This is a genomic window from Deinococcus sonorensis KR-87, from assembly GCF_040256395.1.
GTDB lineage: Bacteria > Deinococcota > Deinococci > Deinococcales > Deinococcaceae > Deinococcus > Deinococcus sonorensis.
The window spans coordinates 97,031-111,851 of the sequence record NZ_CP158299.1 but is presented as its reverse complement, the minus strand read 5'-3'; the positions used below and the strand labels follow the sequence as shown (position 1 = coordinate 111,851).

Annotated in this window: 13 protein-coding genes; 6 read left to right on the top strand and 7 right to left on the bottom strand. The window is 70.5% G+C overall.

Features of this window, described 5'->3' with window-relative positions; genetic code table 11:
* Positions 1-50 precede the first annotated feature (50 nt).
* The 7 genes from ABOD76_RS05795 to ABOD76_RS05765 all read right to left on the bottom strand — a co-directional run bounded on the left by ABOD76_RS05795 (position 51) and on the right by ABOD76_RS05765 (position 7,091).
* Positions 51-1,454, bottom strand: a complete 1,404-nt coding sequence (locus ABOD76_RS05795) for a molybdopterin-dependent oxidoreductase (RefSeq protein ID WP_350243852.1) — start codon at positions 1,452-1,454, stop codon at positions 51-53.
* Between the two features lie 112 nt (positions 1,455-1,566).
* The gene (locus ABOD76_RS05790) at positions 1,567-2,496 is read right to left on the bottom strand and encodes a phospho-N-acetylmuramoyl-pentapeptide-transferase (protein WP_350245226.1); all 930 of its coding nucleotides are present in this window, start codon (positions 2,494-2,496) and stop codon (positions 1,567-1,569) included.
* Between the two features lie 90 nt (positions 2,497-2,586).
* Positions 2,587-3,318: a hypothetical protein gene (locus ABOD76_RS05785; RefSeq protein ID WP_350243851.1), complete on the bottom strand. Its 732-nt coding sequence runs from the start codon at positions 3,316-3,318 to the stop codon at positions 2,587-2,589.
* The gene (gene murF / locus ABOD76_RS05780) at positions 3,315-4,592 is read right to left on the bottom strand and encodes a UDP-N-acetylmuramoyl-tripeptide--D-alanyl-D-alanine ligase (RefSeq protein WP_350243850.1); all 1,278 of its coding nucleotides are present in this window, start codon (positions 4,590-4,592) and stop codon (positions 3,315-3,317) included. The genes ABOD76_RS05785 and murF overlap by 4 nt, the downstream gene beginning before the upstream one ends.
* Positions 4,593-4,713: 121 nt before the next feature.
* Positions 4,714-6,318, bottom strand: coding sequence for a DAK2 domain-containing protein (locus ABOD76_RS05775; RefSeq protein WP_350243849.1), 1,605 nt, complete (start codon positions 6,316-6,318; stop codon positions 4,714-4,716).
* Positions 6,311-6,643 carry an Asp23/Gls24 family envelope stress response protein gene (locus ABOD76_RS05770; RefSeq protein WP_350243848.1) on the bottom strand — a complete coding sequence of 111 codons (333 nt, stop codon included), beginning with the start codon at positions 6,641-6,643 and terminating at the stop codon, positions 6,311-6,313. The genes ABOD76_RS05775 and ABOD76_RS05770 overlap by 8 nt, the downstream gene beginning before the upstream one ends.
* 241 nt (positions 6,644-6,884) lie before the next feature.
* A complete protein-coding gene (locus ABOD76_RS05765) occupies positions 6,885-7,091 on the bottom strand; it encodes a hypothetical protein (protein WP_350243847.1) in 207 nt (68 codons plus the stop codon).
* On the opposite strand from ABOD76_RS05765, the gene pelF reads away from it, so the two are divergent.
* The 6 genes from pelF to ABOD76_RS05735 all read left to right on the top strand — a co-directional run bounded on the left by pelF (position 7,081) and on the right by ABOD76_RS05735 (position 14,821).
* On the top strand, positions 7,081-8,541 hold the full coding sequence (gene pelF, locus ABOD76_RS05760) for a GT4 family glycosyltransferase PelF (protein WP_350243846.1): 1,461 nt from the start codon (positions 7,081-7,083) through the stop codon (positions 8,539-8,541). The genes ABOD76_RS05765 and pelF overlap by 11 nt on opposite strands.
* Entirely contained in the window at positions 8,538-9,851 is a 1,314-nt protein-coding gene (locus ABOD76_RS05755; protein WP_350243845.1) for a hypothetical protein, read from the top strand. Before pelF ends, ABOD76_RS05755 begins: the two co-directional genes overlap by 4 nt.
* A gap of 40 nt (positions 9,852-9,891) precedes the next feature.
* Positions 9,892-10,929 carry a GDP-mannose 4,6-dehydratase gene (locus tag ABOD76_RS05750; RefSeq protein WP_350243844.1) on the top strand — a complete coding sequence of 346 codons (1,038 nt, stop codon included), beginning with the start codon at positions 9,892-9,894 and terminating at the stop codon, positions 10,927-10,929.
* A 41-nt stretch (positions 10,930-10,970) separates the two neighbouring features.
* Complete coding sequence (locus ABOD76_RS05745; protein WP_350243843.1) at positions 10,971-11,711, top strand: nucleotidyltransferase family protein; 741 nt, start codon at positions 10,971-10,973, stop codon at positions 11,709-11,711.
* The gene (locus tag ABOD76_RS05740) at positions 11,711-12,583 is read left to right on the top strand and encodes an NAD-dependent epimerase/dehydratase family protein (protein ID WP_350243842.1); all 873 of its coding nucleotides are present in this window, start codon (positions 11,711-11,713) and stop codon (positions 12,581-12,583) included. Before ABOD76_RS05745 ends, ABOD76_RS05740 begins: the two co-directional genes overlap by 1 nt.
* A gap of 72 nt (positions 12,584-12,655) precedes the next feature.
* Positions 12,656-14,821, top strand: coding sequence for a hypothetical protein (locus ABOD76_RS05735; RefSeq protein WP_350243841.1), 2,166 nt, complete (start codon positions 12,656-12,658; stop codon positions 14,819-14,821).

The window sequence follows — 14,821 nt, the reverse complement described above, 5'->3', positions numbered from 1 at the left end:
CGGCTGAGCAACAGGTGCGCCGCGGCACCGGATGCCGCCGGGAACCTTCTTTAGCTGACCGTGACCACCAGCTGATGGTAGCCGGTGGCCCCCTCCGGCAACGCCTCTCGCGCCGACGGGGTCTGGACCGTGGCGCCGCTGTAGGCCCGCACCATCAGCGAGTAGGTGCCGGGCGCCGGTGTCCACAGCAGTTCCCAGGGCGTCCAGGCGTACCGGGACCGGGGCGGCACCAGCCGGGCGTCCTGCCAGTGCTGACCGTTGTCGGTGCTGACCTCCACCCGCGTGACCGGACGGTTGCCGTAGAACGCCACACCCCGGATGGCGCCGGGTCCGGCCGGTGCCTGCGGATTGTCGGGGGACGGCTGGTCAATGCGGCTCATCAGCTCCACCCGCGCCTCTTTGCTCCAGCCGCGCTCGGCCCAGTAGCCGGGCTTGTCGGTGGCCGACAGGCGGATGCCGGTGATCCAGCGCGGCTGCTTCATGCCGTAGCGCCCCGGAATCAGCACCCGCAGCGGGAAGCCGTGCCGCTGGGTGAGCGGCTGGCCGTTCAGCCGGGTGACCAGCAGCACGTCCGGCTCCAGTGCCTGCCCCAGCGGCAATGACTCGGTGTAGCCGTCGGCGGCCTCCCACAGCACGTAGCGCGCCTGCGGCTGGATGCCTACCTGCCGCAGCAGGTCAGCCAGCCGGAAGCCCTCCCACAGCCCGTTGCTGATCAGCGGGCCGCCCACCGGGTTGCTGATGCACGACAGGGTCAGTTCCTGGCGCACCGCTGGGAACTGCGCCAGATCCGACAGGCGGAAGGTGGCAGGCCGCTGCACCAGCCCGCCCACCTGCAGGCTCCAGTCCTGGACGTTCAGGCGCGGATCAAAGATCTCCAGGTTCTTGGAAACGTAATAGAAGTGCTCCACCGGCGTCACGGCGAACGGCAGGGCGTCGCCGGCGACCGGGGCCGCCTCGTCGGCGGGGGTCTGGTCCTGGCGGAACAGGGCCACCAGACCGCCTCCGGCCAGCGCTGCGGCGCCCGCCGCCAGCACGCCAGTCAGGCTGCGCCGGGCCGGGTCGGGGACACGCCCGCCCGCCGGGGTCAGCCGCCGCGCCACCCCCCACAGCAGCGCGGCGAAGACGACGCCGTAGCCCACCGCCGTCTGCCAGGGCGCCAGCAGCAGGCACAGCACGGCGGTCACGGCGCCGGCTGTCAGTGGGCGCTGCAGGCCGCCCAGCAGCGTCAGCCCGCCCAGCCACAGCAGCGTCACCCCGCTGAAGGCGAAGATCTTGCCGCCCTGCCCCAGCCCGAACACCGCGTGGACCAGCTGGAACACCGCCGGCACCCCCAGCAGCTGGGTCAGCACCCCGTACAGCCGCAGCGGCGGAAACGCCCACCCGGCCTGCATCAGCAGCAGGTAGCCCAGCACACTCAGCAGCACGGCGGCGATCCAGGCTTGCAGCAGACGCATCAGGTTCTCCTTGAACGGCAGGTGTTCTGGTTATAGGCGGCTGCGCCCACCGCCGGCTGTCTGGAGCCTTACAGTGAGCGCAGCAGGTGGGGCCGGGCCGTCTGCGGGCAGGTCAGGGGACCAGAGGCGTCAGGCCGCGCAGGATGGACCACACGAGGGCGGTGCCCAGCGCCGTGACCAGCCAGAAGCGCAGCGTGACGTGCGTCTCGGGCCAGCCGAGTTCCTCGAAATGGTGCTGGATGGGCGACATGCGGAACAGCCGTTTGCCCTTGGTCTGCCGGAAGTACGCCACCTGCAGCACCACGCTCAGCACCGCAGCCACCGGGATAATGGCCGAGATCGGCAGCAGCCACACGTCGGCGTGCAGGATATACGCGCCCGCCGCCACCCCGCCGATGGCGTGCGAGCCCATGTCGCCCATGAACACCCGGGCCGGGTGCGCGTTGAACCACAGGAAGCCCAGCAGCACCCCCACCAGCAGGGCGCTCACCGGCGAGACCGCCAGCAGCGGCAGCAGCACGATGATGCTCAGGCCGCCCAGCAGGCTGTCGAGCCCGTCCGCGAAGTTGAAGGCGTTGACCGCGCCCACCATCGCCAGGGTGTACAGCGCGATGTCGCCGACGTGCCCCCAGCTGTGCACCCACAGGTGCGGGGCCAGCGGCGCGGCCAGCACCGCGAAGATCAGGCCCACCAGAAACTGCAGCGGGAACTTCTCGCGGGCCAGCAGTTCCTTCTTGCCGCCCACCATGCGCGAGCGGATCTTGAGCACGTCGTCCACCAGCCCGATGCAGCCCATGCCCACGGCGGCCAGCACCAGCAGCGTGGCCTTGGGGCCGCCGCCGTGGCCGGTGAGCAGCAGGCCCACCCAGCACAGCAGCAGCGCCAGCACGAAGCCGATGCCGCCGGCGGTGGGCGTGCCCTCCTTCTTGAGGTGGGTCTGCGGACCCTCCTTGCGGATCGGCTGACCCCAGCCGTAGCGGCGGGCCAGCGTGATGAACAGGCCCACCAGGAACCACGACACCAGCGCCGCGACCACGATCACGGGCGGCACTCCAGCAGGGCAGACGGGCACAGGAAGTCAGGCATAAGGCAAGGGCAAGCTAGCATATGCGGATTTGGAGGCTGGGGCCGCTCAGGGCTTCAGCTCGCGCAGGTCCGGCGCAAAAAAGCGCAGCAGTCCGCCGGCTGAAACCGTCACGATGGTGGCGCCCACCGCCCCGATCAGGCCCGGTGCATGCGACACGCGGGCCAGCAGCGCCCCGGTCAGGTCCCGGCGCTCCAGCGCCTCGCCGCTCAGGGTGTACAGGCCGTCCTGGGTCTGCAGGGTGGGGGCGTTGGCGGTGGCGGCCCCGGTGAGGGTGGCATACAGGAAGGGCCGCGCCGCCGCACTCAGCAGCACCGGACCGCCGCTGACCCGGTACAGCCGGCCCTGCTGCACTGCGTAATCCAGGCCGTCCGGGCCGGTCAGCACCGCGCCGGGCGCGCCGATCAACCCTTCGGTGGCGGCCCCGGCGTACGTCACGGCGCTGCCGTCCTGCCGGTAGACGCGGGTGCCGCTGAGCGCCACCACCCGGCCCACCGGCAGCGTGACCGGGCGTCCGTCGGCGCTCAGCAGGGCATTCAGGCGCGGAACCGCCACCCACGGCACGCCGCCCTGCCAGCTGACTGCCGTGGCCGGGGCCGGCAGACGGACGGTGCTGGCCTGGAATGTGGGGGCGCGGGCCACGTGGGCCTGCCCGCCCTCGCTCCAGACCACCCCGTCGCTGGAGAAGGCCGCCTGCAGCGCCAGACTCGCCGGAGCCTGCTGCAGGGTGGGCGCACACGCGCTGAGCAGCAGCCCGGCCAGCAGCGCGAGGCGCTTCACTGCGCGGCTTCCAGCGCGTCCCGGTGGGCAAGCAGCGCCTGCACCACCACGTCCAGCCCCACCCCCTCGGCCGCGCGGCGCTCCGGAGTCCAGCTGATGCCGCGCGAGGCCTTGACCAGCAGCACGTCGCCGGGCCGGACCTCCTGCAGCAGCGCTGAACGCAGCTCCGGCACGCTGGCGTAGGCACGGTCGCCCAGCAGCGCCGCGTACGGCCCCACCCCGTAGGTGAGGTCGGCGTGCTGCCGGGCCTGCTGTCCGGCCTCGCGGTGCAGCTGTTCGGCCAGCGGTCCCAGTTCCAGCATCTGGCCCAGCACGCTGATGCGGCGGCCCGGCAGGTGGCCCAGCGCCTCCAGCCCAGCCTGCACGCTGAGTGGCGAGGCGTTGTAGGCGTCGTCAATGACGGTATACACGCCCGGCAGCACCCGGTAGCGACCCCCCGGCACCGACACCTCCGCGAGCCGCTGCGCCGCTTCCGTCAGGTCCAGGCCGTCCATCTCGGCCAGGGTCAGCGCCAGCACCGCCGCCTCCGCCTGGGCGCGGCCTGCCAGCGGAAGCTGCACCGGCACCCCCTGGTACTGAAACTGTGCCGCTTCCGGGCTCAGGGTCAGCCCTTCCCCCCGGTGGTCGGCGCCGTCAAAGCCGTAGGTGGGCACGCCCGGAAAGTAGCTGCTGGCCTGCATTCCCACCAGACGTTCGGGCGCGGCCAGGATCAGCCCCTTCTCGCGGGCGGTGATGGCCGGGTCCTCGAAGTGGGTGGCCCCGATACTGGTGACGACGCCCACATCCGGCTGAACCAGCGTCATCAGCTCGGCCATCTCGCCCACCCGGTCAATGCCCATCTCGACCACCAGCGGGTCAGGCCCGCCGGAGTGCTCGATCAGGAAGCAGGCGATGGCCGGAATGGTGTTGTAGACCGGCATGAAGCGGGCCTGCAGCGCCGCCGCCACGTAACTCTTGGCGGTGGTCTTGCCGACCGTGCCGGTGATGCCCACCACCCGCCCGTTGCGGCGGCGCTCACGCTGGGCCCACTCCAGCAGGGCGGCGCGGGCATCCGGCACCCGCACGGCGCGCGGCACGTCCAGGTTGGTCAGCACGAAGGGGGCACCCGCTGCCAGCGCGGCCTCCACGAAGCGGTTGCCGTGCATCTGCTCGCCGGGCAGCGCGACGAAGGCGGTCTCGGGGCCGCACTCGCGGCTGTCCCAGGTCAGGCGCAGGGCGGGCCGCGCCTCCGGATGAATCTGGGCGGGGAAGGGGAGGGCATGGAGGTCGAGCATGGGCCGAGCATAGCGAAGCGGCGTGAGGAAGGCGGGGGCAGGCAGCGGCGGCCATCCATGCCCCACAACGGGAACAGCGCCGGGTTTCCCCAGGCGCTGTTCTCCCGGAGTTGTACCGCCCTTACTCCAGCGTCACGAGGTAGTCGTAGAGGTCCGGGCCGCCCTGGTGCAGTTCCAGCTCGGCCATCTGGAATTCCTCCCCCAGGCGCTCCTGAAGCTGCTGCTGCTGCTCCGGGCTCACGTTCGGCCCCACGAACACCGTGATGATCTCCTGCCCGCTGTAGGCGCGGGTCAGCATGCTCAGCACCGCGTCCTCCGGGCTGCCGCCGGCATGCACCAGCTCATCGTCCTGCAGCCCGATCACGTCGCCGTCCTGAATGTGCAGTTCCTCCCCGCGCGGGGTGGTGACGCTGGTGCTGCGGCTGGCCCGCGTGACCTCGAAGGTGCTGACCTGGGTGGCGGCCTGCTGCATCTCCTGGCTGAGCACCTCGGTCTCGGCCTGCGGGTTGAAGGCCAGCGCCGCCCCGATGCCCTGGCCCAGCGTGCGGGTCGGCACCACGATGGCGCGGCCCTCCAGCAGTTCGCTGGCCTTCTGGGCGGCCATCAGCACGTTCTTGTTGTTCGGCAGCACGATCACGCGCTCGGCCGACACGCTGCGCACCGCGTCCACGATGTCCTGCACGCTGGGGTTGGCCGTCTGCCCGCCCGACACGATCCGCGCTCCGAAGCTCCGGAACAGCTTGACCAGCCCGTAGCCGCTCGCCACCGCCACCAGCCCGGAGGCCGGGAGCTCCTCCTCGGCGCGGGCCGCGCTGCCCGCCTGACTCAGGATCTCGGTGTGCTGCTCGCTCATGTCCTCGACCTTGGTCTTGAGCATGCGCCCGTGCCGCGCCACGGTGGCCAGCAGATCGTCCGGCTCGTTGGTGTGGATGTGGCCCTTCACGAAGCCTTCGGCGCCCACCACCAGCAGGCTGTCCCCAAAAGGGGCCACGAGCTCGCGGATCTGCTCGATCGGCAGGGTGGCGTGTTCCATCAGGAACTCGGTGCAGTACCCGAACTCCTCGTGCTCGAAGTGTTCCTGGGCGTAGCTGCTCACCTCGGGGGCGGCCGGCAGCGCGTCGCCGCGCAGGCTGGCCAGCATGCCCTGCACCACGTACAGGTACCCCTGGCCGCCGCTGTCCACCACGCCGGCCTGCTTCAGCACCGGCAGCTGCTCCGGGGTGTGGTCCAGCGCCGCCTGACCGGCCAGGAGGGCGTTTTCGAGCACCAGATCCACCGTGTCGCCACTGGCGCCCTCGGCCAGACCGCGCGCCACCGACAGGATGGTGCCTTCTACCGGCTTCATGACCGCGCCGTACCCGGCCTTCTGGGCCGCCTGCAGGGCGCCGCGCAGCCGCGCCGCGTCGATGCTGCTGCAGTCGCGGATGTGGTCGGCGAAGCCCTTGAGCAGCTGGCTCAGGATCACGCCGCTGTTGCCGCGCGCGCCGAGCAGCGCGCCGTAGCTGATGGCCTTGGCCACCGCCGCCATGCTGGTGTCCGGGGCGGTGTCCAGTTCGCGCCGGACGCTCTGCATGGTCAGGTGCATGTTGGTGCCGGTGTCGCCGTCCGGGACCGGGTAGACGTTCAGCGCGTTGACCTGCTCTCGGAACACCCCCAGCCAGTCGGTCGCGTAACGCATCGCCTGGGCCAGCTGAGCTGGCGAGAGCTGTGTGGTGTGTTCAGGCATGGGCCACCCCCACGGCATGCACCCGGGTGGCGGCCAGTTCGATGCCCGCCTGACTCTTGACCACGTGCTCCACCCGCTCGGCAATGTTGCGCGCCACGGTGGGGATGCTGACCCCGTAGGCCATCACCACGTACAGGTCGGCGGTGTAGCGCTGCTCCTCGCGGCCGATCACCACGCCGTCGCGCGCCTGGGCGCGGCCCAGCACACGCTGGATGCCCTCGCGGAGATTGGCAGGGGCCATGCCCACCACCCCCGGAATCTCATGGGCGGTCAGACCGATCAGCGAGGCGAGGGCCGCCTCGGTGATATGAATACTTCCGTTCACAGTGCCTCCAAATGGCGTCCAGTATAGCGGCCACGCGGCGCCGGACAGCCCTGTCCGCCCGGCCGGCTGCCCCCATCAGGGTTCCCCCGGCGGCTCTGGAGAAAATTTAGTTTTCTATCATCCATCACCCATTTACGTTTCAGTAATGCCTCATTTGTGAATCTGATGCCGTCGTCAGGTTTGAAGGGTATGGCTGGACGCTGTCCTGTTCGCTCTGAACGGCCATTGCTCTGCGTCTGTGTCAGATGTTTACATTTTTCATCTTCAGCAAACTCACGGCTCCTCCACCTCCAAGACCCATTAAAAGACGTGAAAAACCTGACTTTTCTATCTTAAAATCATGAGGTTTTTCACGCCCCTCTCCTTCAGCTTCACCAGCCTTCTTCAGCTCACCTTTACGTTCTCCCGTTCGCTGCCCCGCGCTGAGGTCTGTCTGTATGGTTGACATCGCTCCCTCCACTGGAATCCGCGTGGCCCTCTACACCGAGGGCACGTATCCGCAGGCTCACGGCGGCGTGAGCGTGTGGGCGGACCAGCTGGTCCGTGGGCTGTCGGAGCACACTTTCCAGGTGGTGGCCATCACCGGGCTGCCGTTCGGGCGGCCGGCGCTGGACCTGCCGCCCAACGCCCGCCTGACCCAGCTGCCGCTGTGGGGTGAGGAGGTGCGTCCCCTGCGGCGGGGCGGCGGCCCCGCCCGGACCCAGGCGGTAGAGGCCGCCTACGAGCAGCTGCTGGACGGCTTGCTGACGCTGGACCTGCCGATCTTCACGGCCGCCATGCAGCGGCTCAGCCGGCTGGGGCTGGAAGGGTCCCTGACGCCGGGCCTCGGCTCGGCCCGCTCGGCGCGGCGCACCCTGGACCTGTGGACCGAGGCAGCGCGGCGCCCCCAGGGTGCCCAGCAGGCCCGCCTGCCGGCCCCCACCGTGGCCGACGCCCTGGACGTGCAGCTGTGGCTGGAACACGCGCTGCGTCCGCTGGCGAGCCTGCCGCCGGAAGTGGAGCTGGGCCACGCGGTCAGCAACGGGTTCAGCGCCCTGGCAGCGCTGCATGGCCACTGGAGCCACGGCACGCCGTTTCTGCTGACCGAGCACGGCGTGTACCTGCGCGAGCGCTACCTGGAGTTCCGCACCAGCAGCGCGCCGTTGGCATACAAGGCACTGCTGCTGCGCTTTCACCGGCTGCTGTGTTCGCTGGCCTACCGGGAGGCGGCGCTGATCCTGCCCGGCTCACACTACAACCGGCGCTGGGAAGAGCGGCTGGGTGCTGCCCCGGAGCGCATCGTGCCGGTCTACAACGGCATCGACCCGGACATCTTTCCGCCGGCCCAGAGCGAGCCGGACCGGCCGGTGGTGTCGTGGGCCGGGCGCATTGACCCGCTCAAGGACCTGGAGACCCTCATCCGCGCCTTCGCGATGGTGCGCCACCGCATGCCGGAAGCGCAGCTGCGCCTGTTCGGGGGGGTGCCGGCCGGGAACGAGGGCTACTTCCAGCATTGCCAGCGGCTGGTGGAGTCGCTGCGGCTGGAGCAGAGCGTCAGCTTCGAGGGCCGGGTGCCGGACATCACCGATGCCTACCGGGCCGGACAGGTGGTGGCGCTGAGCAGCGTCAGCGAAGGTTTCCCGTACACCGTGATCGAGTCGATGGCGATGGGTCGTCCGCCGGTGGTGACGCGGGTGGGCGGGGTGCCGGAGGCGATCGGGGAGACCGGACTGGTGGTGCGCCCCAGAGACGCGATGGCCTTCTCAAACGCGCTGTTGAAACTGCTGGGGGACGCGCCGCTGCGTCAGCGGCTGGGGCAGGCGGCCCGCGAGCGGGTGCTGAACATGTTCACGCTGGACGGCTGCCTGGAAGCCTACCGCCGCGCCTACCCCGGCGTGCTGACGGGTGGGACGCTGTGACCCGGCTGATGCGCTCCGGTCCGCTCGCCGAGCTGAGCGGGCGGCTCACGAATGAGCGTTCCCGGGCGGTGGACGCCGAGGAACTGGCCGCCATCCTGGAGGCCGAGGGCCTGACCGACGACCAGGCGCGCTCGCGGTACGGCGAGGCCGGCCTGTTTGCGCTGGCCGAGCAGCTGTACGCCCAGGAGCGCCGGGCGCGCGCCGGACGGCCGGTCCTGGTGCAGCGGCCCACCTTTCCGTGGCGCCTGACCCTGCGCGGTCCGCTGTACCTGCTGCCGGCCGTGAGCCTGCTGCTGACCGCGAGGCTGGCCCCGCCCGCCGACCGGGAGGCGCTGAATCTGGCGCTGGGGCTGGCCTCCGCCTTCGGCTGGGGCTGGAGCATGGCGGTGGCGCGGCTGCGGTTCCTGGACCCGCTGGGTGTGCCGGGACGGCTGCTGCTGCAGGCGGCCCTGCTGGGCCTGCCGCTGGGCCTGCTGCTGGGCACGCTGGGCGCGCTGATGGCGGGCCTGTCGCTGCCGCAGCTGCTGCTGGGCGCGCTGGCCTGCGGCATCTTCAGCCTGGCGCTGGGGGTGGCCGGCGCCCTGATCTCGCTGGACCGCCGGCAGGCCACCCTGGTGGCCTTTGTCCCAGCGCTGCTGGTGGCCGGCGCGCTGCCGCTGCTGCACGGCCCTTGGCTGCTGCCCTCCCTCCCGCTGGGCCTAGGCCTGATCGCATTGCTGCCGCTGGTCACCCTGATGCTGCAGTTCCGGCGCCCGGAGCACCGTGGCGAGCGCCGGCTGGACCGGGCGGCCCTGCGGCTGGCCATCCCACAGGCGCTGTACGGCTGGTCGGTGGCCGCCTTCTTCGGGCTGATGGCCCTGCGGCTCGGGTCCGGCGCGGTGCTGCTGCCCACGGTGCTGAGCGTGGGCCTGCTGGAGGGGCTGGTGTGGCACTTCCAGCACCGGCTGCAGCATCAGGTGCGCCACGCCTCGGTGCCGCAGCCGCTGCGGGGCCTGTGGCCGCTGCTGCGCCTGAGCGCCATCTATTTTGCGCTGCTCGGCACCCTGCAGCTGCTCACCCAGCAGCTGGGCCTGGGCAGTGCCCCGCTGGCGCTGCCGCTGTGTTCGGCCGCCTTCCTGCCCAGCGCCTGGCTGGCCAGCCAGGGCCGGCTGCGGGCCGTGACGCTGCTGTGGCTGCTGGGCGCGGCCACGCTGCTGTGGCCGCCGGCCGCCGCCCCCCCGGACCCGGCCATGACCGCGGTGCTGCTGCTGCCGTGTGCCCTGCTGTTGCTGTGCTGGACCGCCCTGCACGACCTGCGCGCCTACCGATGAGCCTCTCCCTTTCTCTTCCCACCTCCCGGAGGACCGTTTCATGACCCAGACCACCCTGCCCACTCCCTCCCTCGACACCCCGACTTCCCGTGAGCTGGTGGCCGTGACCGGCGCCGACGGCTTCATCGGCTCGCACCTCGTGGAGGAACTGGTGCGCGGCGGCAAGCGCGTGCGCGCCATGGCCATCTACAACTCGCTGGGCAGCTGGGGCTGGCTGGAGCAGCTGCCCAGCGAGGTGCTGCAGCACGTGGAGGTGCAGCTGGGCGATGTTCGCGACCCCGGCAGTGTGCGCGCCCTGATGCAGGGGGCCAGCACCGTGTATCACCTGGCCGCGCTGATCGCCATTCCGTACAGCTACGTGGCCCCGCGCAGCTACGTGGAGACCAACGTGATCGGCACGCTGAACGTGCTGGAGGCGGCCCGGGACCTGGGCACCGGACGGGTGGTACACACCAGCACCAGCGAGGTGTACGGCACTGCCCGCACCGTCCCGATCCACGAGACGCACCCGCTGCAGGGCCAGTCGCCGTATAGCGCCACCAAGATCGGCGCCGACAAGCTGGTCGAGAGCTACCACCTCAGCTTCGAGCTGCCGGTGGTGACGCTGCGCCCCTTCAACACCTACGGCCCGCGCCAGTCGGCCCGCGCCGTGATCCCCACCATCATCAGCCAGATCGCGGCGGGCGAGCGCGACCTGCGGCTGGGCGCGCTGGACCCGGTCCGCGACTTCAACTACGTGGCCGACACCGCCCGCGCCTTCCGGGCCGTGGGCGAGGCCGGGCCGCAGGTGCTGGGCCAGACCTACAATGCCGGCTCCGGCCGCGAGATCACGGTAGGCGACACGGTGCGTCTGATCGCCCAGGTGATGGGCGTGGACGTGACGGTGCGCCAGCAGGACGAGCGGCTGCGCCCGGAAAAGAGCGAGGTGATGCGGCTGCTGGCCGACAGCCAGGCGCTCACCGCCGACACCGGCTGGCGTCCGCAGGTCTCGCTGGAAGAAGGCCTCAAGCGCACCGCAGAGTGGTTCACCCAGCCAGGCAACCTGGCGTACTACAAGGTCGGCCAGTACACCGTCTGAACGCCCCTCTCATTGCGCCGGTCGGCGCGAAGGAGTCCATCATGCATGCAGTGATTCTGGCCGGAGGAAAAGGCACCCGTCTGCGCCCCTACACCACCTGCGTTCCCAAGCCGCTCGTCCCGATCGGTGACCGCTACGCCATCCTGGAGATTGTGCTGCACCAGCTCAAGGCCCACGGCTTCCAGACCGTGACGCTGGCCATCGGGCACATGGGCCACCTGATCCGCGCCTTCGTGGGCGACGGCAGCGGCTACGGCCTGCAGGTCAGCTACACCGACGAGACGCATCCGCTCGGCACCATCGGGCCGCTGCTGAACATCCTGCCGGAGCTGCCGGAGCAGTTCCTGGTGATGAACGGCGACGTGCTGACCGACCTGGACTACGGCAGCTTCCTGCGCCGCCACATCGCCTCCGGCGCCCCCACCACGGTGGCCACCTACCAGCGCGAACTCAAGAGCGAGTTCGGGGTGCTGGACGTGCAGGACGGGCAGATCGTGGGCTTCCGCGAGAAGCCGGCCTTCCACTTCCAGGTGAGCATGGGCGTGTATGGCGTGAGCCGCCGGGCGCTGACCAGTTACACGCCGGGTCAGGCGCTGGGCTTCGACCGGCTGATGCTGGACCTGCTGGAGAGCGGCAACAACCCCGGCAGTGACCTGTTCGAGGGGTACTGGCTGGACATCGGCCGCCCCGAGGACTACGACCTCGCCAACGCGCAGTTCGACGACATGATCGCGCAGCTGCTGCCGCAGGCGGGCCAGCCGACGCTGAGCGCCGCCGACTGATGCGCGCGCTGCTGATCGGGGCCGGCGGCTTCCTGGGCCGCCACATCCGGCAGGTGCTGGAGACGGCGGGCGTGACGGTGCAGCTGCCGCCCTCCGGCGACCTGAACCGCTGCGCCAGCGCCGAGCTGCAGGCGTTGGTCAGCAGCGTGGACGCCGTGGTGAACGCCGCCGGACGCACCGCCGGAAGCCTGCCGGATCTGGTGCAGGCCAACGTGCTGCTCCCCGCGCGACTGGTCGAGGCGGCGGCGGCCAGCGGCGTGCGGCTGGTCCACCTGGGCAGCGCCGCCGAGTACGGCGCCGGCACCGGTGCACCAGTGCGCGAGAGTGACCCCTGTCAGCCGCTCGGCAGCTACGGCATCAGCAAGCTGGCCGGCACGCAGCTGGTGGTGCAGGCGGTGGCGACCGGGCAGCTGCGCGGCACGGTGCTGCGCGTGTTCAATCCGCTGGGCGCCGGGATGCCGGCCGGCACCCTGCCGGGCCGCGCGGTGCAGCAGCTGCAGCAGGCCCGGTCCCACCCGCAAGCCGAGCTGCACTTCGGGCCGCTGGGCCAGCGCCGCGATTTCCTGGACGCCCGAGACGTGGGCCGGGCGGTGCTGCACGTCCTGCACACCGAGTCGCCGGCCCTGCTGAACGTGGGCCTGGGTGAGACCCTCAGTGGCCGCGAGCTGGTGGCGGCCCTGGTGGAGCTGAGCGGCTTCCGGGGCCGCATCGTCGAGGACGGCGACGGCAGCCTGCGGTCTGGCGGCGTGCCGTTCCAGCAGGCCGACGTGCAGCTGTTGCGCGCCAGCGGCTTTGCTCCGGCCCACACGGTTCACGATGCCCTGACCGCCCTCTGGAGCGAGGCCGCGCCCGCCTCCGCCCTGCCTGCCTGAGCGGCCCTCACACCCTCTGATTCCACTGAGCCCCGCCTTCCTCCACCTCCCCCGCCAAGAAAGGTTCCGTTCATGCCCAACCTCACCCGCCGTGCCCTCTCCACCGTGCTGCTCTCGCTCCCCCTGCTGATCGCGGCCTGTGGCCAGCAGCCGCAGAAGCCCACGCCCGTCGACACCAGCGTGGCCCCCAGCGACGCCCAGGTCAACGCGTACACGCCGCAGGCCCACAACCACAACCATGAACTGAACCTGGCGTCTCCGGCGCTGGACCCCTCGGTGGAGCGGACCCGTCAGGCGCAGCTGGGCATCGGCCGCATTCCGCCGTCCAGCCACCCGATCCGCACGCTGTCGCTGCCGACCAACGCCCAGACCAGCAAGGTGGCGCTGCGGATCCTGGTGCTGTCGAGCGGCGCCGGCGACTACGGCCTGGACAGCGCTCGCCTGATGCTGAACCGCGCCGGCATTCCCTACGACGTGCTGGACGCCAGCACCCAGGCGCTCAGCAGCAGCACCCTGATCGACGCGTCCGGGGTGGGCCGCTACTCGGGCGTGGTCCTGACCGACAACGCGCTGGTGACCCAGACCTCGCCGGGCGTGTTCCAGAGCGCACTGGACGCGGGCGAGTGGAGCCTGCTGTTCGAGTACGAGAAGGCCTACGCGGTGCGTCAGCTGGCGCTGTACGGGTATCCGGGCGTGGCCCCGGAAGACTACGGCCTGCGCGCGGTCAGCGGCGCCGAGGGCAGCAGCACCCAGTTCCACGTGACCGATGCGGGCAAGAGCATCTTCACGGACCTGACCGCCAACGACGTGCCGGTGCGGTACGCCTACAGCTACCCCTCACAGCTGGAGCCGGCGAGCGGTGTGACCACCCAGCCGGTGCTGCAGGACGGCAGCGGCCGCATCCTGGCCGTCACCAGCCAGACCGACGGGCGCGAACGGCTGCTGGTCACCACCGCCCAGAACCCCTACCTGCTGCACACCGAGCTGATGAGCTACGGCCTGATCAACTGGCTGACCAAGGGCGTCTACCTGGGCGAGTACCGCCGGTTCCTGCAGGTGGACATTGACGACTGGTTCTTGCCCGGTGACCACTACGACGCGGCCACTGGCGGCTTCTACCCCACACCGTTCCGGCTGTCGGCCCAGGACGCGGTGGCGACCCGCGACGACCAGACGGCGCTGCAGTCGGCCTTCCCGGTGGCCAAGTCCTTCCGCTACGCCGTCGCCTTCAACGGCTTCGGTGCCGACCTGAAGGCGCAGGCCAGCTGCGACCCGAACGTGAAGTCCAGCGATCCGCTGACCAGCGTGTCGCGCTGCATGAACAACAGCTTCGACTGGATCAACCACACCTACACCCACCTGCGGCTGGACATCACCGACTTCTTCACCAGCTACGCGGAGATTCGCAAGAACGTCCTGGTGGGCAAGCAGCTGGGGCTGAACATGAACAGCGTCAGCCTGATCACCGGCGAGCACAGCGGCCTGGGCTACAAGGACCCGAACGAGACGGACCCCGACGGCAACGTGGGCGCCAAGATCGACTTCGGGCTGGGCGCCAGCAACGTCAACATGCTGGCCGCCGCGCTGCTCAATGGGGTGTCGTACATCGCCTCCAACCACAGCGTGTCCAGCCAGTGGGACCCGAGCTGCACCGGCTGCGGCGTGGTGCACCCGCTGACCAAGGCGCTGTTCCTGGTGCCGCGCTACCCGAACAGCATCGGTTACTACGTCACCACCCCCGACGAGGCGGTCGCCGCCTACAACCGCATCTACGCGCCGGGCGGCACCATGCCGTACTACGACCACGCCCTGAGCTACAGCGAGTTCCTCGACAAGGACTCGGACATCTCGCTGGGGCACGTGCTGGCCGGGGAGGCATTCCCCACCTACATGCACCAGCCGAACCTCAATCAGTACGCACCGGGCCACAGCCTGGCCGGCGACTGGCTGCGCGCGGTGCTGACGAAGTACAGCCGCTACAGCACCCTGCCGCTCAAGACGCTGCGCTGGGACGCGCTGGGCGCCTATGTCCGCAACCGCACCCTCTCGATGAAGTCGGGCACCACCGCCGTGTGGGACCGCAGCACCAACACCGTGACGGTCCGCAACCCGGTGGGCGGTCCGGTGTACGTGACCGGCGGCGCAGCCAGCATCGAGGAGACGTATGCGGGGCAGAACATCTCGCGGCTGACGACGGCGGCGGGTGTGAATGTTCAGCTCAAGGTTCAGCCGCGCTGA